This is a genomic window from Mucilaginibacter sp., from assembly GCF_965201005.1.
In the GTDB taxonomy this organism is placed as follows: Bacteria; Bacteroidota; Bacteroidia; order Sphingobacteriales; family Sphingobacteriaceae; genus Mucilaginibacter_A.
The window spans coordinates 580463-601140 of the sequence record NZ_OZ241747.1 but is presented as its reverse complement, the minus strand read 5'-3'; the positions used below and the strand labels follow the sequence as shown (position 1 = coordinate 601140).

The 20678-nt window shown below is 43.4% G+C and carries 17 protein-coding genes; 8 read left to right on the top strand and 9 right to left on the bottom strand.

Annotation, left to right across the window (positions count from 1 at the left end; genetic code table 11):
- Positions 1-37 precede the first annotated feature (37 nt).
- Positions 38-1924 carry a hypothetical protein gene (locus ACOFKR_RS02640; RefSeq protein ID WP_419802483.1) on the bottom strand — a complete coding sequence of 629 codons (1887 nt, stop codon included), beginning with the start codon at positions 1922-1924 and terminating at the stop codon, positions 38-40.
- Positions 1925-2075: 151 nt separating this feature from the next.
- Between ACOFKR_RS02640 and miaB the strand changes: the two genes are divergently transcribed.
- The 7 genes from miaB (at position 2076) to groL (ending at position 9658) form a co-directional block, all read left to right on the top strand.
- Entirely contained in the window at positions 2076-3494 is a 1419-nt protein-coding gene (gene miaB / locus ACOFKR_RS02635; RefSeq protein ID WP_419802482.1) for a tRNA (N6-isopentenyl adenosine(37)-C2)-methylthiotransferase MiaB, read from the top strand.
- A gap of 7 nt (positions 3495-3501) precedes the next feature.
- Positions 3502-4758 carry a sigma 54-interacting transcriptional regulator gene (locus ACOFKR_RS02630; protein WP_419802481.1) on the top strand — a complete coding sequence of 419 codons (1257 nt, stop codon included), beginning with the start codon at positions 3502-3504 and terminating at the stop codon, positions 4756-4758.
- Positions 4759-4768: 10 nt separating this feature from the next.
- Positions 4769-5296 carry an LptE family protein gene (locus ACOFKR_RS02625; RefSeq protein ID WP_419802480.1) on the top strand — a complete coding sequence of 176 codons (528 nt, stop codon included), beginning with the start codon at positions 4769-4771 and terminating at the stop codon, positions 5294-5296.
- 20 nt (positions 5297-5316) lie between these two features.
- Entirely contained in the window at positions 5317-7092 is a 1776-nt protein-coding gene (locus ACOFKR_RS02620; protein WP_419802479.1) for a hypothetical protein, read from the top strand.
- A gap of 6 nt (positions 7093-7098) precedes the next feature.
- Positions 7099-7443 (top strand): preprotein translocase subunit SecG, encoded by a 345-nt coding sequence (gene secG, locus ACOFKR_RS02615; protein ID WP_419802478.1) that lies wholly within the window; start codon positions 7099-7101, stop codon positions 7441-7443.
- 236 nt (positions 7444-7679) lie between these two features.
- Positions 7680-7955 carry a co-chaperone GroES gene (locus tag ACOFKR_RS02610; protein WP_419802477.1) on the top strand — a complete coding sequence of 92 codons (276 nt, stop codon included), beginning with the start codon at positions 7680-7682 and terminating at the stop codon, positions 7953-7955.
- A 62-nt stretch (positions 7956-8017) separates the two neighbouring features.
- Complete coding sequence (gene groL, locus ACOFKR_RS02605; protein WP_419802476.1) at positions 8018-9658, top strand: chaperonin GroEL; 1641 nt, start codon at positions 8018-8020, stop codon at positions 9656-9658.
- A gap of 582 nt (positions 9659-10240) precedes the next feature.
- Here groL and ACOFKR_RS02600 read toward each other — a convergent pair.
- Positions 10241-10369, bottom strand: coding sequence for a hypothetical protein (locus ACOFKR_RS02600; RefSeq protein WP_419802475.1), 129 nt, complete (start codon positions 10367-10369; stop codon positions 10241-10243).
- On the opposite strand from ACOFKR_RS02600, the gene ACOFKR_RS02595 reads away from it, so the two are divergent.
- The gene (locus ACOFKR_RS02595; protein WP_419802474.1) at positions 10368-11795 is read left to right on the top strand and encodes an L-serine ammonia-lyase; all 1428 of its coding nucleotides are present in this window, start codon (positions 10368-10370) and stop codon (positions 11793-11795) included. The genes ACOFKR_RS02600 and ACOFKR_RS02595 overlap by 2 nt on opposite strands.
- 59 nt (positions 11796-11854) lie before the next feature.
- Here the strand turns inward: ACOFKR_RS02595 and ACOFKR_RS02590 are convergent, their stop codons facing one another.
- The 7 genes from ACOFKR_RS02590 to ACOFKR_RS02560 form a co-directional block, all read right to left on the bottom strand.
- Positions 11855-13612, bottom strand: a complete 1758-nt coding sequence (locus ACOFKR_RS02590; RefSeq protein WP_419802473.1) for an ATP-binding protein — start codon at positions 13610-13612, stop codon at positions 11855-11857.
- Positions 13609-14751 (bottom strand): sensor protein KdpD, encoded by a 1143-nt coding sequence (locus ACOFKR_RS02585; protein WP_419802472.1) that lies wholly within the window; start codon positions 14749-14751, stop codon positions 13609-13611. The genes ACOFKR_RS02590 and ACOFKR_RS02585 overlap by 4 nt, the downstream gene beginning before the upstream one ends.
- 183 nt (positions 14752-14934) lie before the next feature.
- On the bottom strand, positions 14935-16020 hold the full coding sequence (locus ACOFKR_RS02580) for a porin (RefSeq protein WP_419802471.1): 1086 nt from the start codon (positions 16018-16020) through the stop codon (positions 14935-14937).
- A 55-nt stretch (positions 16021-16075) separates the two neighbouring features.
- Positions 16076-16642 carry a K(+)-transporting ATPase subunit C gene (locus ACOFKR_RS02575; protein ID WP_419802470.1) on the bottom strand — a complete coding sequence of 189 codons (567 nt, stop codon included), beginning with the start codon at positions 16640-16642 and terminating at the stop codon, positions 16076-16078.
- Positions 16643-16679: 37 nt separating this feature from the next.
- A complete protein-coding gene (kdpB, locus tag ACOFKR_RS02570; RefSeq protein ID WP_419802469.1) occupies positions 16680-18713 on the bottom strand; it encodes a potassium-transporting ATPase subunit KdpB in 2034 nt (677 codons plus the stop codon).
- Between the two features lie 30 nt (positions 18714-18743).
- Entirely contained in the window at positions 18744-20462 is a 1719-nt protein-coding gene (gene kdpA / locus ACOFKR_RS02565; protein WP_419802468.1) for a potassium-transporting ATPase subunit KdpA, read from the bottom strand.
- 10 nt (positions 20463-20472) lie between these two features.
- Positions 20473-20550, bottom strand: coding sequence for a potassium-transporting ATPase subunit F (locus tag ACOFKR_RS02560; RefSeq protein ID WP_419803606.1), 78 nt, complete (start codon positions 20548-20550; stop codon positions 20473-20475).
- Positions 20551-20678: the final 128 nt, after the last annotated feature.

Below are 20678 nucleotides of genomic sequence, written 5' to 3'. Positions count from 1 at the left end.
CATGGCAACAAAAAAGCATACCTAAAAGAAGCATCGGTTAATCATCCTGTGCTTCTTTTAGGTTTCTTTTTAAGCGGCGCAACCGCCTCCGCTCCTGCCGGCCGGCTTTTTTTTGATTGCGTATTTCTTTGTTCTGCTTGTAATCAACCACTTTTTGCCGCAGTTTTTGCTCAACTTCCGCGGATAAACCAATCGATTCTTTGATCCCGGCATAAACCGAACGCCAGATCAAACCCAGATAAGATGTGTTTTCCGGCCGCAAATAAACCACATCTGCAACCCTTGCGGCAGCATTCTGGCGTGGGTTATCGCGGATCAGCACAAAAGCATTGGCCAAAATCGACATAAACGACATGCGGTGCAAGCCATTTTTCTCGTCCTGCTTAAGCAAAATTACATTCAGATCATTATACAAAAAGGTAACTTTTCCGATGGCTTTTTGTGCATCGGCCTGCATATCAAAATCCAAACTGGTCACAATCCCATTGGTAAACTGGATCAGGCCAAGCGGCTTGGTGGCGTTGTTCAGGTTCACTAAGTTCATCACGCCCAAACTGCCTTTATAATATAAAATATTGGCCGGGCTGGCCGCATCAAACTGCAAATTGGCGTTCAGTTTGCCGTAACCCATCAAGTTGGCCGTTAAACTGGCCGTTATGTTGCGGTTGGCCTGCAGCGGATCGTTTCCGGTAAGGAAATTGCTGATGGAACCGTTCAAGTTTTCAAAAGTTATCACGCCGAGCAGCTTGGTTTTGGCACTGATCTCTGCATAAACCACTTCCACGTTTTTAAAATTGATGGTTTGGATGTTGATGTCCCGATGCACGCTTTTCAATAGTTTGTACAAACCGGTTTTGGCCGCACCCGCAGGTTTTTCAGGGCGGGGCAAATTTCGGTTATAAAAGAAGCTTATTTTTCGGCCAAAAACGGTTACATCCGAAGCTTTTATTTTTCTGTTTGAAATAAATTGCTGATAATCAAAGTGATTGATACACACCGAATCACTTTCCATCTGCAGTTCGCGCCGCCGCTGATCTGGCGTTGGCGATGCTGTTTTTACCGGCATAAAAACAGCATCAATTAGTTTCACGCTTGCTTTTGAACTGGAAAACGTGACTGATTTGGCCGTAAATTCATGCTGATGGTTTTCAGTCTGCAGTGCATAATCGCTGATGGAAGCGGTAATGTCCCGGCAAAAATTAAAACGTTTTTGATCCAACTGGCTGCTTTGATCAATCAGAAAATCGCTTGCTTTCAGGTTGATTTTCTGCAGATGCCGGATGCGTGTCCCGCCAGCGGTTTTTTCCTGATAACGCAAACTGATGTTATCCGCCAAAATCCGGCCAACATGGATCGATTTCAGCGTGCCTGCAATTTCCTGGTAAATCGTTTTCGGATCGTTTTTGATGCGTTCCGGCTGGTGCAGATCTTGGTAAAAAACCTGCACATTTGGTTTGCTGACGGAAATTTCATCTACCTCAAACTCCTTTTTAAAATACAGTTTAAACGGATGGATATGTTTAAAAACTATCCTGTCAACCGAAAGCGTGTACAGATTATTTGGTGCTTTGCCTGCTTTTTTTAGCCGGTCAAAAACAGCCGTGTCGGGTTTCAGGCTGAGGTGATCGATCACAATGCGGCCGGCCAACACATGCAGGCTACTTCTCTCAAAATCAATCTGATACAAACCGTTTCCCCACTTAAAAACCGTTTTTTTTAGCTGATTGGACAAAACCGGCGAGAAGTAAATATTGATGGCCAGCGCAATTATCAGCGTAAAAAACAGCAGCACAAACAAAGGCAAAACCAGCCTTTTGAACCATTTTTTACGGCGTAATTTTTTAAATCTGCGGCGTAACCTTCTAAATTTCATTTCCCAAATCCTTCCTGCTTTTATACGTTGGGCAGCAGCAAATTTGTACAAGATATAGAATAGTATTTAAAATGATACGTTTGGAAACAGGCAATGCTTCTTTTATCGGTATAAAATCATTATTTAAGCCGATTTGTGTTTAATACTGCCAATCTGTCACGCAATTAAATAACATTTTCTTACTTTTGCAGTTCAATTTTTTATGATGAATTTGGATTTTCCAACCAGCAAACACGATGAAAGCCGGCAAGGCGAAGCGTTGGTGCTGGATAAAACGATATTGAAAAACAATGGCCGCAAACTGTATATTGAAAGTTATGGCTGCGCGATGAATTTTTCGGACAGTGAGATTGTTGCTTCCATTCTGGCGGATCAGGGTTTTGAAACCACTTCGGATTTTAAGGAAGCGGACGTGGTTTTTATCAACACTTGCTCAATCCGCGAAAATGCGGAACAACGTGTACGTAATCGTTTGAAAGAATTTAAAGTTTCCAAACAGCGGAACCCGGGAATGGTGGTTGGCGTTTTGGGCTGCATGGCCGAACGTTTAAAAGCCAAGTTTTTGGAAGAAGAAAAATTGGTTGACGTAGTGGTTGGCCCGGATGCTTACCGCGACCTGCCAAATTTGATTGAACAGGTGGACAGCGGACAAAAAGCGGTAAACGTGCTGCTTTCCCGCGAAGAAACTTACGCTGATATTAGTCCGGTGCGTTTAAACAGCAACGGCATCAACGCTTTTGTGTCGATTATGCGCGGCTGCGACAACATGTGTTCATTTTGCGTGGTTCCGTTTACACGCGGCCGCGAACGTAGCCGTGATGCTTTTTCTATCGTCAAAGAATGTGCGGATTTATTTAATGCCGGTTATAAAGAAGTTACGCTGCTTGGGCAAAATGTGGATTCGTACAAATGGACGAATGAAGACGGCATCATCCTAAATTTCGCCGGGTTGCTGGAATTTGTGGCGTTAATCAACCCAAAGTTGCGCGTACGTTTTTCAACATCTCACCCAAAAGATATTACGGATGAAGTGCTTTACACGATGAAAAAGTACGACAACATCTGCAAATACATCCATTTGCCGGTACAATCGGGCAACAGCCGGATTTTGGAACTGATGAACCGTACTTACGACCGTGCCTGGTACATGAACCGGATTGATGCCATTCGTCGCATTCTTCCCGGTTGTGCCATTTCTACCGATGTGATTACCGGTTTTTGTTCGGAAACGGAAGAAGAACACCAGGAAACGCTGAGCATGATGGATTATGTGCAGTACGATTTCGCCTACATGTTTATGTATTCGGAACGGCCGGGAACGCTGGCGGCAAAGCGTTATGCGGACGATATTCCGGAGGAAACCAAAAGCCGCCGGTTGCGCGAAATTGTGGCTAAACAACAACAGCATTCGCATTTCAGATTGTTAGAACAAATCGGCCAGGTGCAGCAGGTTTTGATCGAGAAACGTTCTAAAAAATCAGCTTTAGATTATAGCGGACGGAATGATTTGAATGCAACGGTGGTTTTTCCGGCAGATAAACGCTACCAGCCGGGCGATTATGCCAATGTTTTGATCGAAAAATGTACAACCGCAACCTTAATTGGTAAAATTGTAGGCTAAAAACAGTATGGAGATTCAGGAAATTAAACAGCGCTTCGGGATTATTGGTAATTCGCCTTTGCTTAACCGGGCGATAGATATTGCCAACCAGGTGGCACCAACAGATATTTCGGTGCTGATTACAGGCGAAAGCGGCAGCGGTAAAGAGGTTTTTTCGCACATCATCCACCAGATGAGCCCCAGGAAACATGGTCCGTTTATCGCGGTAAATTGCGGTGCCATCCCCGAAGGAACCATTGATTCGGAACTTTTTGGACATGAAAAAGGTGCTTATACGGGTGCCATTGGCGAGCGTAAAGGTTATTTTGAAACGGTAAACGGCGGAACGATTTTTCTGGATGAAATTGCCGAAATGCCTTTGGGGACTCAGGCGCGTTTGCTGCGGGTTTTGGAATCCGGGCAATATATTAAAGTTGGTTCATCCAAAGTAGAAAAAACCAATGTACGTGTAATTGCGGCCACCAACGTGGATGTTTATGATGCGGTAAAATCAGGCCGTTTCCGGGAAGATTTGTATTATCGGCTGAATACCGTTCCGTTGCGCATCCCGCCGTTGCGCGACCGGAAAGAAGATATTTATCTGCTTTTTAGAAAATTTACGGCAGATTTTACGGCGAAATATCGTTCTCCGCCCATACAAATGAATGAAGAAGCGCAGCAAATGCTGGTGAATTACAGCTGGCCGGGAAATGTTCGTCAGCTGAAAAATATTGCCGAGCAATTAGCCGTTTTAGAGCGCGATCATACCATTTCTGCGCAAAGTTTGCTGCAATACATCCCGCAGGAAAACAGCGGCAGCAATTTGCCGATGCGCATCAATCAACAGAAAAAAGACGATTTTTCGGAACGTGATATTTTGTACAAAGTGCTTTTTGACATGAAGCGCGACGTGACGGACCTTAAAAAATTAGTGGTCGATATTATTGAAAATGGCGGCGTTACGGCAAATTATACCGGCAATCCGCAGGTTTTGAACCAGCTTTACCGCGATATTGAGATTGAAGGCGACCATCAGTTTCATCACCAGAACAATCATCCGCAGGAACCCAAATTAACTATCCAGCAACCAACGCAAAACAACAAAGATTTTAGCATTGCACACGAAGCTGAAGAAGTGGAAGAATCACTTTCATTGCTGGAAAAAGAATCAGACCTGATAAAAAAAGCGTTGAAAAAACACAAAGGCAAACGCAAATTTGCCGCTCAGGAACTGGGCATTTCCGAGCGCACTTTGTACCGAAAAATTAAAGAACTGAATTTATAAACATACATTAATGGCCAATACTTCTTTTATCGGCAAAAAATCGGGCTTGTTTTTTTTACTGCCGATATTTTTTTGCTTTCAGGCTTGCTCCTACAAATTAAACGGCGGTTCGGTTGGCGCGTTAAAAACCATCAACATTCCGATTTTTGAAAACGTGGCACCGCTGGTGATCAACAATTTAAGCCAGACTTTTACCACCGCTTTGCAGGACCGTATCCGCACGCAAACCCGTTTAAGCACGGTTCGGGGCGATGCAGATTGCACTTTGGAAGGCCGCATTACGGGCTACACCATTGCGCCAACGGTTTTGCCGGCGGCCAACAGCAGCATCGCACCAATATCCAACACCAACCGTTTAACCATTACGGTGAACGTGAAATACACCAATAATTTAGACCCAAAACAAAATTTTGAGCAATCGTTTTCGCGTTATCAGGATTATCAGGGCGATATTGGCACGCGCGAACAAGGGCTGATTGCAGCCATCAATACGCAACTGACTGAAGATATTTTTAACAAGGCTTTTGCCAATTGGTAAGCAAATCGTAGTTTCAAACCGTGGATCAGATACAAAACGGGTTAAACCCCGAATTTTTGCAGCAACTATTGGCCAATCCGGCGGCGGCAAACGCAATGCACCGGCAGCAGTTGGAAGCGTTGGTGCAAAATTATCCGGCCTGCGGTATTTTCCGGATGTTGCTGGCCAAAGCAGTGCAAAAGCCAGATGCCGAAATTGCAGAAAAAGCACTTCGTTCGGCGGCAGTTTATGCGGCAAACCGGGAAGTTTTGTTCCGGCTGATCCACCGGCCGGAATTGCTGGTTGCGCCAAAACCAGATCGTTTTGTTGGTTTTGATGGAAGTAAAACCGATCATAAAACAACAACTGATACTGTTTTTACAGAGGAAAATTTGGTGGACGCACCGGCAGCTTTTGCAGCAAATTATCCGGTGGAAGTTGCTGCGAAAGAAGAAACCAATACTGTTTTTATCAACCCAAAACCTGAAACGGAAGCGGACTTTTCGGATGAAATACCTGCTGACGAAATCAACAATGCCGCGTTTATTGATTTGGAACTGGAAGTGGTTACTGCGGATTCAGATGTGGCCGGGGCTGCTCCTTCCGCAGAAAACGATGCTGTTTTTATTGAGGGAAATTTGACCGGAACCGATAGTCAGGAAAAATCGGAAGAAACTGATCCGCAGGAAACTACCGACGCGGCTTTTATCGAACCAAAACCTGCGGAAATTGAGGACGAGGAAGCGGTTTTTACAGAAGATATCCCTTCCGCAGAAAACGTTGATGCTTCTTTTACAGGTGAAAATTTGGAGGAAGCAATGGCTGCCGAAAATGATTTCCGGGCAGAAGACATAAGCCAAACATTTGTAAATGAGGACGATGAAAAACTTGTTTTCCCTGAACCAACGATTTTAGCATTCGAAGAAAACTTTAATCAAAAACCCGCCGGCCAGGAAATTGACGAAGAGGTTTTTGAGGAAATCATGGCGATTGAGGACATCAAATTTGAGGTGGTAAAAGAAGCATCGCCCCAAATTGTTCCCGGATCCGAACCTGAATCATTAGCACCGGAAGTTGCAGTTACACCCGAAATTACTTCGGAAGAAACACCTTTAAATGCCCGCGATGAGGCGGAAAAAGCAATGCTGAGCAACATTGCTTCGATCGATTATTTTTCTTTTAACCAGAAATTCGGGCAAAACCAAACGCCTGAAACTGAAAAACAATTGATAGAAAAAGGTGATGATCCATTAGAAAAAGCTTTGGCTGAACCTATAAAAACGGATTATCAAACTGAAAATGAAGCAGATACGGTTTCCAAATATCATGATGATAAAATGCCGTACACGTTTATGTGGTGGCTGGACAGAACGCGCAAAGAACATGATGGGAACTATCAGCCTTACACTAAAAATGTACAAAACAACACTGATTTAAGCGTTGGCCCGGAGCTGCACCAGCAATATATAGAAAGTATTTTTCATACCAAAGCACCGCTGAAAGTGCCCGAAAACGTGTTGCCGCCGATAGAAGAATTGCCAGTTAAAAAGAAGGAGAAGCAGCTGATTGAACGTTTTATTATTGAAGAACCGCACATCCACCCGCCAAGTATGGATAAGTTGGACACAGAAAACAAGGCTAAAAAGAGTTCGGAAGATGCAGATATTTTGGTGACGGAAACGCTGGCAAAAGTTTACTTGGACCAAATGCTTTACCACAAAGCCTTAGATACTTATAAAAAGCTGCTGTTGAAATTTCCGGAAAAAAGCGTTTACTTTGCAGCCCAACTAACAGAAATAGAGAAAAAAATAAACTGATATAAAATGTATTTAGTGCTTGTTGTTTTGATTGTGATTATCTGCGTGCTGCTTGGTTTGATCGTGCTGATCCAGAACCCGAAAGGCGGCGGCCTGAATTCTAATTTTTCGAGTTCGTCTCAAATGATGGGCGTACAAAAAACCGGTGATTTTCTGGAAAAAGGGACCTGGTTTTTGGCTATTGCGCTGATGGTGCTTTCGCTGGCTGTAAATGTGGTTTCTAAAAACGGTCCATCATCTGCAAACCGTGTGCAAAACCAGGAACAGATTGACAAAGCTTCAAAACCAACCGCTCCGGTGAGCGCACCGCTGAATTTGCCTCCGGTACAACAGCCGCTGCCTAAAAAATAGGTGGTAAAAACAGCATTAATAAAAGGCTTTCGGATGATACGAAAGCCTTTTTTGTTGGGCTGTCAGGATGGCACATTTCCATCAACTAAAATCAATTAAAATATTTAAGGGAAAGTAATTTTGACAAGTTTCGCAAGCCAATAAGTCAATATGTACAGAAACAGGGCTTTGGCACAGTTGCTGTTTGACGATAAGCAGTAGTAATTTTATTTTTCATTCAAAAACTAAATACAAAAATGTCATTAAACATCAAACCGATTGGAGACAGAGTAGTAGTAGAAGCTGCCGCTGCTGAAGAAAAAACGGCATCCGGACTTTTTATCCCTGACACTGCAAAAGAAAAACCACAACGCGGAACAATCGTTGCCGTTGGCGAAGGCAAAGTTGACGAGCCGCTGACCGTTAAAGTTGGCGATCAGGTTTTATATGGCAAATATGCCGGTACTGAAATTACTTATGAAGGCAAAGAGTACTTAATCATGCGTGAATCAGACGTTTACGCAGTTCTGTAAATCATATCCGGGTTTGATATTTTCAGCCTAAACTATTCTATTCATTCTTAAAAACCAATACAATGGCAAAACAAGTTAAATATAATGTAGAAGCGCGCGACGCTTTAAAACGCGGTGTTGATATTTTGGCCAATGCGGTTAAAGTTACTTTAGGCCCAAAAGGCAGGAACGTAATTATCGACAAAAAATTTGGTTCCCCGATTATCACTAAAGATGGTGTTACTGTTGCCAAAGAAATCGAATTAAAAGATTCTTTGGAAAACATGGGTGCGCAAATGGTGAAAGAAGTGGCCTCCAAAACTGCTGATATTGCAGGTGACGGAACAACTACGGCTACCGTTTTGGCGCAGGCAATTGTAACCGCTGGTATTAAAAACGTTGCCGCCGGTGCAAACCCGATGGATTTGAAACGTGGTATTGACAAAGCGGTTGCGGCTGTTGTGGCTAACCTGAAAGAGCAATCTCAAACAGTTGGCGAAGACAATAACAAAATCAAACAAGTTGCTTCTATCTCTGCAAACAACGACGAAATCATCGGTTCGCTAATTGCAGAAGCAATGGAAAAAGTTGGAAAAGATGGCGTTATCACAGTTGAAGAAGCAAAAGGCACCGAAACTGAAGTAAGAACGGTTGAAGGTATGCAGTTTGACAGAGGTTATTTATCTCCATACTTTGTAACTAATGCCGATAAAATGGAAGCGGAATTAGAAAACCCTTACATTTTAATTTACGACAAAAAGATTTCTTCTATGAAGGAATTGTTGCCGGTTTTGGAAAAACAAGTACAAACCGGTAAACCATTGTTAATTATTGCGGAAGATTTGGACGGGGAAGCTTTGGCTACTTTGGTTGTAAATAAAATCCGTGGTTCGCTGAAAGTGGTTGCTGTTAAAGCTCCCGGTTTTGGCGATCGTCGTAAAGCGATGTTAGAAGATATTGCAATTTTGACTGGCGGAACAGTAATTTCTGAAGAAAGAGGTTACAAATTGGAAAATGCTGATCTTTCTTATTTAGGTACTGCCGAGAAAATTGTTGTTGATAAAGACAACACAACCGTAATCAACGGTGCCGGCCAAACCGAAGAGATTAAAGCCCGTGTTAACCAGATCAAATCTCAGATTGAAACTACTACTTCTGATTACGATAAAGAAAAACTACAGGAGCGTTTAGCCAAACTGTCCGGCGGTGTTGCTGTATTGTATGTTGGTGCTGCCACAGAAGTGGAAATGAAAGAGAAAAAAGACCGTGTTGATGATGCTTTACATGCAACACGTGCTGCGGTTGAAGAAGGTATTGTTGCCGGTGGCGGTGTAGCTTTCATCCGTGCGGTAGAATCTTTGACCGAGGTTAAAGGCGTTAACGAAGATGAAAACACAGGTATCCAGATCATTCGTCGTGCTATTGAAGAGCCATTACGTCAAATCTGCGAAAATGCAGGTATTGAAGGTTCTATCGTGGTGCAAAAAGTAAAAGAAGGCACTGCTGATTTTGGTTACAATGCACGTACCGATAAATACGAAAATTTGATCGGTGCCGGTGTGATCGATCCAACTAAAGTAGGCCGTGTGGCTTTGGAAAATGCTGCTTCTATCGCTGCAATGTTGTTAACAACAGAATGTGTTTTGGCCGATGATCCTGAAGATGAAAAAGGTGGTGGTGGTATGCCTCCAATGGGCGGCGGCGGTATGGGCGGCATGATGTAATCAGCTGTGCAACCATTATAAATTTTAATATATACTGAAAGCTTGTTTGGGAAACCAGACAAGCTTTTTTGTTTCTGCCAAAAAATGTATGATAAAAGAAGCATCTGCTGAATGTAATTGTTAAAAAATTATTATTTTTATGTTAATCAAACGATTAAATGTTTAAACTTATATAGATATGACAATTTAGAAAAATGCAGGCACTACTTTTGTTCCATGCTTGATATGAACATTAAATGCGAAAAAAAGAACCAGTTGAAAACTAAGATTTTTGAATGGTTGGTTATAGAAGGTCCAATCCTGTTGTTTTCTTTATTGTAAACCCCAATTAAAATATATAGGAAAAACTTTACTCATTATATAGCTGGTTTAGCTTTGTTTTAAAACCCTGATGCTTCTTTTAGCACTATAAATTTGGTGGTTTGTATTTATCTAAAGCAGCAAACCTGTCTTCACAGTTTTTTAGGCGATAAAAGAAGCATAGAAATAAATCCGCAAAAAACCCAAACAGCAATTGGCTTTCGATTCAAAAACCTTAATTAAATTTACACATACAATATTTGAAGGTTTACCGTTAACAATTTACATATATTGCTTTTCGGTAACTTTTAGGCCAATTTCCCGCACCGTTTTTACAACCACAATCGTGGTTTGTTCAACAATATTTTCCGTATAAACCAACATCAAATTAAAAACACTATTTTTAATCATGCAAAAAGAGCAGATTTCTGTTTTTGATATGTTTAAAATCGGTATCGGGCCGTCCAGTTCGCATACTTTGGGGCCGTGGCGGGCGGCGCAGCAGTTTGTGGTTTTGCTGGAGGATGCCAATTTGATGGAATCAGTTATACAGATCAAAATCCTGCTGTATGGTTCGCTGGCCAAAACCGGGAAAGGCCACGGAACGGACATTGCCGTTTTATTAGGTTTAAGCGGAGATGATCCCGTTACGTTTCCGGTGGATCAGATCGAGCCAAAAATCGAAAGCATTGCCATCAACCAACAACTAAATTTAGGTGGTAAAAACAGCATTGGTTTCAGTATCGGCCATGATTTGCTTTTTTTGATGAACAACAGTTTGCCTTTTCACCCGAATGCGGTTACGTTTCAGGCTTTTCTGGCAGATGGAAAAGCAATTTCAGAAACGTATTATTCTATCGGCGGTGGTTTTGTAGTGAAAGAAAACGGACAATCCGCAGCAAAAACAGAAGTTGATTTGCCCTTCCCGGTTGATACCGCCAATGATTTGCTGCACTGGTGTTTGAAAACCGGCCTGAAAATTTCCGACGTGGTGATGGAAAACGAACTGGCCTGGCGATCCGAAGAAGCCACCCAAACCGGTATTTTACAGATTTTTGAAGTGATGAAAACATGTTTGTACCGTGGCTGCCACACTTCCGGCTATTTGCCCGGCGGATTGAACGTGGCACGGCGGGCGGCACGCAGCAACAAAAGGCTTTTGGGCGATGCAGAATACCGGGATTACGAAAGCTGGGTTGCGGCCATCAAACAAAAAAGCAGCAGTTTTCAGTATATTTTGGATTGGGTGAGCTGCTTTGCTTTGGCCGTAAATGAAGAGAACGCTTCGTTTGGCCGGGTGGTTACGGCACCAACCAACGGCGCGGCAGGCGTAATCCCGGCTGTGTTGCATTATGCCCTGATTTTCTGTGATAAAAACAGTATCGATCAGATTATCAGGTTTTTGCTGACGGCTTCGGAGATCGGCAGTATTTTTAAAAAAGGTTCTACCATTTCGGCAGCGATGGGCGGCTGCCAGGCAGAAATCGGTGTTTCCTCCGCCATGGCCGCGGCAGGTTTAACCGAAGTTTTGGGCGGATCGCAACGCCAGGTTTTAATGGCTGCGGAAATTGCCATGGAACATCATCTGGGCATGACCTGCGACCCAATTGGCGGATTGGTACAAGTGCCTTGTATCGAGCGCAATACGATGGGCGCGATCAAAGCGATCACAGCATCGCAATTAGCCTTGCAATCCAACCCGGACAATGCACGCGTGAGCTTGGATGCCGTGGTAAAAACGATGTGGGAAACCGCGCAGGACATGAACTCGAAATACAAGGAAACTGCGGATGGCGGCCTGGCGATACAAATCCCGATTTCAATTCCTGATTGCTGATTTTTAGGTGATAAAAGAAGCATCGCACCATATAAACCCGACACGCAAAATCTTTCCATTTAAGCAACCATTACCGGCAGCTGAAAATAAAACCGGCTGCCTGCGCCAATTTCACTTTCTACACCAATCCGGCCATCCTGTGCGGCAATAAACTCTTTAGAAATTGCCAGCCCCAGCCCCGAGCCAGATTTATTTTGCCCGTCCGTTGGCACCTGGAAATAGCGGTCAAACAAACGTTCTAAATACTGCGTGTCAATCCCTTTTCCAAAGTCTTTTACAGCAAATTCGACCATTTGCATTTTCTGTGAAACCTGAACGATGATTTTAGACCCCGACGGGCTGTAGCGTAAAGCATTGGAAAGAAAATTGATCATCACCCAGGCTGTTTTTTCAACATCAACCTGCACATTGGGCAGCTTTAAATCAACAGATTGTTCAATCGTTACCTTTTTTTGTTCAGCTTCAAAACTGATCGCTTTGACTGCATATTCTATGATCTGTTCTGGCCGCGTTGGTACAAAATTTAATTGGATATTACCAGTTTCCACCTGCGAAAGGTCTAAAAGTTCGTACGTGATTTTGAGCAGGCGTTCTGCATCTTCGTTAAGGTGAAGCACCAATTGTTCCTGCTCCGGGTTCAATCCGCCAATCCTGCTGTCTGCCAAAAGCTTCAGGCTTAATTTCATGGAAGAGATAGGCGTTTTCAGTTCGTGCGAAATAGTGGCGATAAAATTGGTTTTTGCCTCGTCCCTTTCTTTAAACTCTGTGATGTTGCGCAAAACATATACTTTTCCGGCCGAATGATGTGAGATAGATATCGTTTCACTCCTGTTAGGTTCGATATTCGGGACCGAAATCTCCCTCACTTCCAGCTGAAAATAAGCATCTTTCCCATTCTCCACAATTTTAAACGGCTTTCCTGCTTTAGTCTCTTTGATGATCGAACTGAACAGATCGTTACTTTTTGTAATGGCATCAACAGATTTTCCTGCCAAACTTTGCTCATTCAGGTTTAATAAAATTTTTGCTGCGGAGTTAATAAACAGCACTTCCTGTTTTTCGTTAATCCCGATAATTGCATCGTGCATTTGCTCTATAATGGTTTCTATCCGCAGCTTTTCCGACATAATTTTGGACAAATTGCTGTTTTCCCATTCGTTCAGCCGGGCTGCCATATCATTAAAAGCACGGCCTACTTCCGCAAACTCGTCCTGCTTTTCAAAATGAACACGCTGGCTGTAGTTTTTCCGGCCAATTTCCCTGATGCCTTCCAGCAAAGTATTTAAAGGGTTGGAGATAAATCCGGGAAAGTTAACGCTGAAACTGAACAGCACCAAAAACGTAAAGGTGCCGGCCAAACCTAAAAACAACGTGGCTTTTTTAACAGAAGCCTGTGCCTGATCGTTTTTGCGGACAATTGCCTGCATGTTCAGGATTTCAATTTTGCGCAAATTCCTTCGGGCATTTTTTTCGGCCTGCAGCTGCTGTTCCATGGGCAAAGCCGTATTTTGTAAAACGGTAAAAGCAGTACGCAAACTTTTTACTGCGGCCTGCTCGCCGGTTTCGGTAATGTTATTTTCCTCCTTTGCCAGCTGCCGGTCAAAAGATGCCTGCGAAGCGGTATTGAGCGGCAAAGTATTTTCATCTAAAACCATACGCATTTCCCGTGCAAAGTTTAAAGTTTCGTAGTTGTCTTTTAAAATAACTTTTGCACTGTTTGAGATTTCGTTGATGTAGAAGATGGAAACGGTGCCAAAAAAGAGCACAACGATAAACAAAAAGCCGAACCCTAAGCGGAGTTTATTTTTTACTTTCATGATAGTATAACTAAATCAGTTTCTGTAGCTGCCAGCTTATTAAGCAGCACGTTAAATGCGCCCGTCCTTAATATTACCTGAAACAATTTTAAATGTGGTTTGCCAATGCAAATGGTTGTAATTTCCCGTTCTTCGGCCACCTGCATAATGGTTTGCATAATTTCATCGCTTTTGATTTTCAGCAGTTCTGCGCCCAGTTCTGTGGCCAATTTTAAGTTGTTGATGAGATATCTTTGCTTATCAAGTTTGATCTTGTCTAAACTTTCGTTACTGCTTTGCACGTACAGCACAATCCACTGCGAGCGATAATATGAGGCCAGCCGCGCGGTTTTCCGGATCACGATTTTTGCCGTTTCTGAGTTGGAAGAAATGCAGGCCAGAAATTTCTCAGAACGCAGCTTGATTTGTTTCGGGACTTCGATCGAAATTTTCCGCTCTAAATGGTGCGCCACTTCTTTTAAAGCCATTTCCCGCAATTGCAAAATCTTATCAGCCTGAAAAAAATTTTGCAGTGCCAGGTTTACTTTACTTTTGTCATAAATTTTGCCTTCTTTCAGCCGGTCAATCAGTTCATCGGCCGTTAAGTCAATGTTAACAATTTCGTCTGTCAGTTCCAGCACTTTGTCCGGGATCCGTTCGGTAATGGCAATCCCGGTAATGGTTTCCACTTCTTCGTTGATGCTTTCCAGATGCTGAATGTTCACTGCGGAAATCACACTGATGCCTGCTTCCAAAATGTCCAGTACATCCTGCCAGCGCTTGCTGTTTTTGCTGCCTTCAATGTTGGTATGCGCCAGCTCGTCCACAATCACCACTTCCGGGTGCCGGTTCAGGATGGCCTGCAAATCCATTTCCTCCAGTTCTTTGCCTTTGTAAAAAACCTTGCGTTTCACAATCATGGGCAAACCGGCCAGCAGGGCATGTGTTTCGGCGCGGTTGTGGGTTTCGATATAACCGATCTGGATATCAATGCCGTTGCGCAAAAGCGTGTGCGCCTCCTGCAGCATACGGTAAGTTTTGCCCACACCGGCACTCATGCCGATGTAAATTTTAAATTTGCCGCGCCTTGATTTTTTTACCAGTTCAATAAAATCCCTAACCGAAGTATCCATACTGTTTTTAGGTGCTAAAAGAAGCATTGGTATATTTAAAGCCTGTTTAAACTGCTGTTGAAGAAACTGCAATGCTTCTTTTATGCCTGTAAATTTGGTTTTTTATATTTGTTGCTGATTGAAAATTCACACAAAAACACCAAATTTTAGGCGATAAAAGAAGCATTTGCAAAAAACCAGACGACATTTAAACAGGCCATAACATTTATCTTAAAATGAAACCGCGAAACTTGCGGTAAGCAAAGGGCTTGTGTTTGCTGTTCCGGCAGGCGTTGTAAAAATGGCATCTTTACTGTTATAAACTTTTCCTTCTAAACGGATAATGGCATTTGTGGCCGGTGCATAATCCAGGTTTAAAGAATAGCCCGTGGTTTTAAAACCGTTAGGTGTATTGGTTGCAATAAAAATACCCGTTTTGTCTTCATAATATTCTACCCGCCCGGCCATTGCCCATTTATCGGTAAACTGATAACGAGCAATGGCCACCGGCGAAATTACATGGTTATAACTGCTGCTGCCTTTAGCCTGCTGCTGGATGCCGTAATCAAAACCAGCAGTTAAGCCAAAAGCTTTGTTTACCTGAAATATAGCATAAAAATTATTATAAAAACGACGTACGCGGATAGAATCGGCACCTTCTGTTCCTAAATAGTTACTATAATTCAGCGTTATTTTATCATCTGGTTTATAAAAAACCTGCAAGCCACCGGCAGGCTGACTGTTGCCAGCCTGACGGTAAATGCGTTGCCAGCCATTCAAATACAAACCCACTAAAGTAAGTTTATTATTGGCCGTGGTATAGCTTAATTTAGCTCCGGATTCATAATATGGTGTGTTTTCTGAAGAGATGTTACGGGTTAAAACCCAGCAATCTTTAGAGATCGCGCTTTCAAAACCAATGTGCGAAGAAAAAATACCGGCATCAACCCAAAGGTTGCTTGTTTTAGAAAGTTTGTAACCTGCATTTGCTTCAAAAACATTTTTTAAAACGCCGGGCTCTGCGGCTAAATTAGCATTGGCATACGTTCCGGCCATTAATGCCAGGTTTGCCCTAACCGTGCCGTTATCATAATTTGCTTTGATAAAACCCAGGTTTAGGTTTACTTCATTGTGGCGGTTGTGCGAGTAAACAAAATTTGGCCGGTTATTATCTTTTGGCCGGTTAAAATCGTACCCGTAATACAATTCGGCATAGCCACTTATGGTTAATTTGCCGGAAGATTGTGTTGAATCCTGAGCTTTTACAGCGGCCGACAAAAAAAGACCGGTAAAAACAGCTAACAATATTTTTTTCATTTTTTGCAGATCAAAACCACATGTGTTTAATAAAGCATTTGTGGCCGTTATATTTTTATTTTTTAAGCGCATCTAAAGCTACGTTTAACTTTAAAACATTCACTTTTGCCGGTCCGAAAAAACCCAATAAAGGTTTTTCGATGTGCTGATTGACCAATTCGCTTACTTGCTGCACAGATAAATTTCGTGCTTTAGCGATACGTGCCGTTTGAACCTGCACTGCTTCCGGAGAAAGATCAGGGTCTAAACCACTGCCAGAAGCGGTAACCAGATCAGCAGGGATTTGCGCACGCTTAACACCGGGATCGTGTTTCAAAAAGTTTTGGATACGGCCTTCTACATCTTTCAAATAATCCGGGTTGGAAGGGCCTTTGTTAGAACCGCCAGAACCGGCCGCATTATAAGCAACAGCCGATGGGCGCGACCAGAAATAGCCGTCTTTGTCAAACTTTTGGCCGATATTGGCATAGCCAACCACTTTTCCGTTTACGGTAATGGTTTCGCCGTTGCCCTGGCCTTTTGATAGTTTGCCAACGTAAGCAATAAACACGGGATAGATCACACAAAGCAAAACGGTAAGCACCAAGGTTAACCGGATGGATTGAAGAATATATTTTTTCATTATAATAATTTTATAGGGATAAAAGAAGCATTGCGCTTTACACCATTGTACCAATCAAAAGGTCTATTAATTTTATGCCGATAAAAGGGGCAACCACTCCGCCAAAACCATAAATCAACAAGTTACGGCGAAGCAGGGCACTGGCACCAATCGGTTTGTACTCCACACCTTTTAAGGCCAGCGGGATCAAAAGTGGGATAATGATCGCGTTGAAAATTACAGCCGATAAAATGGCTGATTCCGGACTGTGCAAATGCATGATATTAATACTTTGCAAGGCAGGGATTGAGGCAATAAACAAAGCAGGAACGATGGCAAAGTATTTGGCCACATCGTTGGCGATGGAAAAAGTAGTGAGCGTACCGCGCGTGATGAGCAGCTGCTTGCCAATTTCCACAATCTCGATCAGTTTGGTCGGGTCGTTGTCCAAATCCACCATATTTCCGGCTTCTTTTGCGGCCTGCGTACCGCTGTTCATGGCCACACCAACATCGGCCTGCGCCAAAGCGGGCGCATCGTTAGTGCCGTCGCCCATCATCGCAACCAATCTTCCGTTTTGCTGTTCGTGTTTGATGTAATTCATTTTATCCTCGGGTTTTGCTTCCGCGATAAAATCGTCAACGCCAGCTTTTTCGGCAATAAATTTGGCCGTCAGCGGATTATCGCCCGTAACCATTACTGTTTTTATGCCCATTTTCCGCAGGCGTTCAAAACGTTCTGAAATACCGGTTTTGATAATGTCCTGCAATTCTATCGTACCTAAAACCACTTCGTTTTGCGACACTACGAGCGGCGTGCCACCGTTGGAAGAAATCGTTTTTACACGTTCTGCAACATCCGCCGGAAAAGCGTTCCCGGCGTTTACAGAAAGGTTTCGGATCGAATCAAAAGCCCCCTTACGGATGCGCAAACCGTCTAACAAATCAATACCGCTCGAACGGGTTTCGGCAGTAAATTTTATAAAATTGGCACCTTGAGGCGCAGTTTGCAAAAAACGGACACCGCTTTGCTGCGCCAGCTCGATAATAGATTTCCCTTCAGGCGTTTCATCTGCCAGCGAAGAAAGCACGGCAGCCTGGATCAGCTCGTCAGGCGATACTGTTTTTACCGGCCAAAAGTTGGTGGCCTTGCGGTTACCGATGGTGATAGTGCCTGTTTTGTCCAACAATAAAACATCAATATCGCCAGCAGTTTCCACAGCTTTGCCCGATTTGGTGATCACGTTGGCACGCAATGCGCGGTCCATCCCGGCGATACCAATTGCAGATAACAAACCGCCAATTGTGGTTGGGATCAAACAAACAAAAAGCGAAATCAAAGCGGCGATAGTTATTGGCGTATGCGCATAATCTGCAAAGGGTTTTAAGGTTACACAAACGATGATAAAAATCAGCGTAAAACTGGCCAGCAAAATGGTCAGCGCAATTTCGTTTGGCGTTTTTTGCCTGGACGCGCCTTCTACCAAAGCAATCATTTTGTCCAAAAAGCTTTCGCCTGGTTCGGTGGTCACGATTACTTTGATTTTGTCTGAAAGTACTTTTGTGCCGCCGGTCACGGAAGATTTATCGCCACCGGATTCTCGGATCACGGGCGCAGATTCGCCTGTAATGGCCGATTCGTCAATCGTTGCCAAACCTTCGATAATTTCGCCGTCGGTTGGTATCGTGTCGCCACTTTCACATACAAAAACATCGCCTTTTTTTAGCTGGTTTGATGAAATGGAAGTGATGCCACCATCCGCAGAAACCAAATTTGCAGGTGTTTCTTCACGTGTTTTACGCAAACTATCTGCCTGAGCTTTACCGCGTGCTTCGGCAATGGCTTCGGCAAAATTGGCAAATAACACAGTCAAAAAAAGGATGATAAAAATAGCAAAGTTGTAACCGAAAGTACCCTGATCGCGGTGGCCGAAGCTATAAATACTTACGAACAGCATTACCGCGGTTCCGATCTCTACCGTAAACATCACCGGATTACGCAGCATTACCTGCGGGTTTAGTTTAATAAACGACTCTTTTAAGGCAGTTTGTACCAAAGCCGGTTCAAATAATTTATTGGATTTTGTTGTCATTTTGATTTTTATAAAGCCGGATAAGGCTGCTTATTTAGGCATAGAGAAATACTCTGCCAGCGGGCCTAAAGCCAGTGCAGGGAAATACGACAAGGCATTTAAAACCATAATAACGGCAAACGTTATAACGCCGAAGGTTACGGTATCAATTTTAAGCGTTCCGGCAGATTCGGGCACATACTTCTTTTGTGCCAGTAAACCTGCAATGGCCACCGGGCCGATGATTGGCAGGAAGCGGCCGAGGATAAGCACAAAACCTGTTGAAACGTTCCAGAAGATATTGTTATCGCCCAGCCCTTCAAAACCAGAACCGTTGTTGGCATTGGCCGAAGTAAACTCATACAGCATTTCCGAAAAGCCATGAAAGCCGGGATTATTGAGCCAGGACGTTGGCTTTACTGCCCAGTTGGCATTGCCGTGCGCCACAAAAACATAACTGGCCAAAGCAGTTCCGGCCATAATTAAAAACGGGCTCAGCAACGTAATCAGAGCGGCAATTTTTACTTCGCGGGCTTCCACTTTGTGGCCTAAAAATTCTGGTGTGCGGCCTACCATTAATCCGGCAATAAAAACAGCGATAATCAGGTAGATCAGGTAATTTAAAATACCTACGCCGCAGCCGCCAAAAAAAGCGTTAATCATCATCGCCAATAATTCCCAGGCACCGGTTAGCGGCATGGTGCTGTCGTGCATTCCGTTGACAGAACCAGTTGACGTGATGGTAGTTAACGTGCTCCAATAAGCGGTTGCGGTTGGCCCGAAACGTACTTCTTTACCTTCCATTGCGCCGGTGTTCTGGCTGATGCCCATTTTCGCAATCGATGGATTTCCACCCAATTCACTAAAAATAGCGGGTAAAAGAAGCATCAGCAAACCGGCCATCATTACGCCAAAAATGATCCGGCTTAATTTTTTCCTGCGGATAAAATAGCCAAAAGCCAGAACCATTGCCATCGGAATAATCATTTGCGAAACGATTTCGACCATATTTGTCAGGTAATTTGGGTTTTCGAGCGGATGTGCAGAGTTGGCACCAAACCAGCCGCCGCCGTTTGTGCCAAGATGTTTTATAGCGATCATTTGCGCTGCCGGTCCGCGGGAAACATTTACGGTATCGCCTTGCATCGATATAAACCGGTCTTTGCCCGCATAACTTGAGGGCGTTCCGTTAAACGTCAAAATCAGCGCAATAACAATAGAAAGCGGCAATAGTAAACGGGTAATGGTTTTTACAAAATAGCTCCAAAAGTTGCCCAAATCCGTGGTAGTTTTATCGCGGAAAGCTTTAAAAACTGCTACGGCCGCAGCAATACCGGTAGCTGCACTGGTAAAATGCAGGAACATAAAAATGAAATGCTGTGTGAGATAAGTTGCGCCGCTTTCGCCGGAGTAATGCTGCAGGTTGCAGTTTACCACGAAGCTGATAATGGTGTTAAAAGCCAAATCTGCCGACATGCCGGGATTGCCGTCCGGGTTTAGCGGTAGTTTATCCTGGTTCATCAACACAAAAAAGCCGTAAACCAGCCATAAAATATTGATGGTCATCATGGCTTTCAGAAACTGTTTCCAGTTCATTGGCTCGCCCGGGTTGATGCCGGAAATTTTGAACAAACCATTTTCGAGTGGTTTCATAAAATCAGTCCAAACCTTTTCACCGGCAAACATTTTTGCCAGGTATTTGCCCAACGGAACGGCAATAATCAGTGTGATGAGAAAGGATGCAATGATTCCAAGTAATTCAGTGTTCATTGTACTTCAGTTAAAATTTTTCAGGTTTAAGCAGTACATAGATCATGTAGATAAATACTGCGATAGAGATGATGAATAGTAGTAACATAATTTCAGATTTTTTCGAACCAGTCGATTGCTTTAAAAATAAAATAGCAGCTAATAAGCAGTGCCAGGAACAACAAGATTGTGAGCATAGTTTGATGATTTTGGAAAAGCCTTGTCCAAAACCAGAAC

Coding starts and splice junctions, on each gene's coding strand:
- kdpB (WP_419802469.1), bottom strand. CDS start 18,713: ATGACAACAAAATCCAATAAATTATTTGAACCGGCTTTGGTACAAACT.
- ACOFKR_RS02625 (WP_419802480.1), top strand. CDS start 4,769: ATGGCCAATACTTCTTTTATCGGCAAAAAATCGGGCTTGTTTTTTTTA.
- ACOFKR_RS02560 (WP_419803606.1), bottom strand. CDS start 20,550: ATGTTACTACTATTCATCATCTCTATCGCAGTATTTATCTACATGATC.
- secG (WP_419802478.1), top strand. CDS start 7,099: ATGTATTTAGTGCTTGTTGTTTTGATTGTGATTATCTGCGTGCTGCTT.
- ACOFKR_RS02600 (WP_419802475.1), bottom strand. CDS start 10,369: ATGATTAAAAATAGTGTTTTTAATTTGATGTTGGTTTATACGGAAAAT.
- ACOFKR_RS02590 (WP_419802473.1), bottom strand. CDS start 13,612: ATGAAAGTAAAAAATAAACTCCGCTTAGGGTTCGGCTTTTTGTTTATC.
- groL (WP_419802476.1), top strand. CDS start 8,018: ATGGCAAAACAAGTTAAATATAATGTAGAAGCGCGCGACGCTTTAAAA.
- ACOFKR_RS02610 (WP_419802477.1), top strand. CDS start 7,680: ATGTCATTAAACATCAAACCGATTGGAGACAGAGTAGTAGTAGAAGCT.
- ACOFKR_RS02585 (WP_419802472.1), bottom strand. CDS start 14,751: ATGCTTCTTTTAGCACCTAAAAACAGTATGGATACTTCGGTTAGGGAT.
- ACOFKR_RS02630 (WP_419802481.1), top strand. CDS start 3,502: ATGGAGATTCAGGAAATTAAACAGCGCTTCGGGATTATTGGTAATTCG.
- miaB (WP_419802482.1), top strand. CDS start 2,076: ATGATGAATTTGGATTTTCCAACCAGCAAACACGATGAAAGCCGGCAA.
- ACOFKR_RS02575 (WP_419802470.1), bottom strand. CDS start 16,642: ATGAAAAAATATATTCTTCAATCCATCCGGTTAACCTTGGTGCTTACC.
- ACOFKR_RS02580 (WP_419802471.1), bottom strand. CDS start 16,020: ATGAAAAAAATATTGTTAGCTGTTTTTACCGGTCTTTTTTTGTCGGCC.
- ACOFKR_RS02595 (WP_419802474.1), top strand. CDS start 10,368: ATGCAAAAAGAGCAGATTTCTGTTTTTGATATGTTTAAAATCGGTATC.
- kdpA (WP_419802468.1), bottom strand. CDS start 20,462: ATGAACACTGAATTACTTGGAATCATTGCATCCTTTCTCATCACACTG.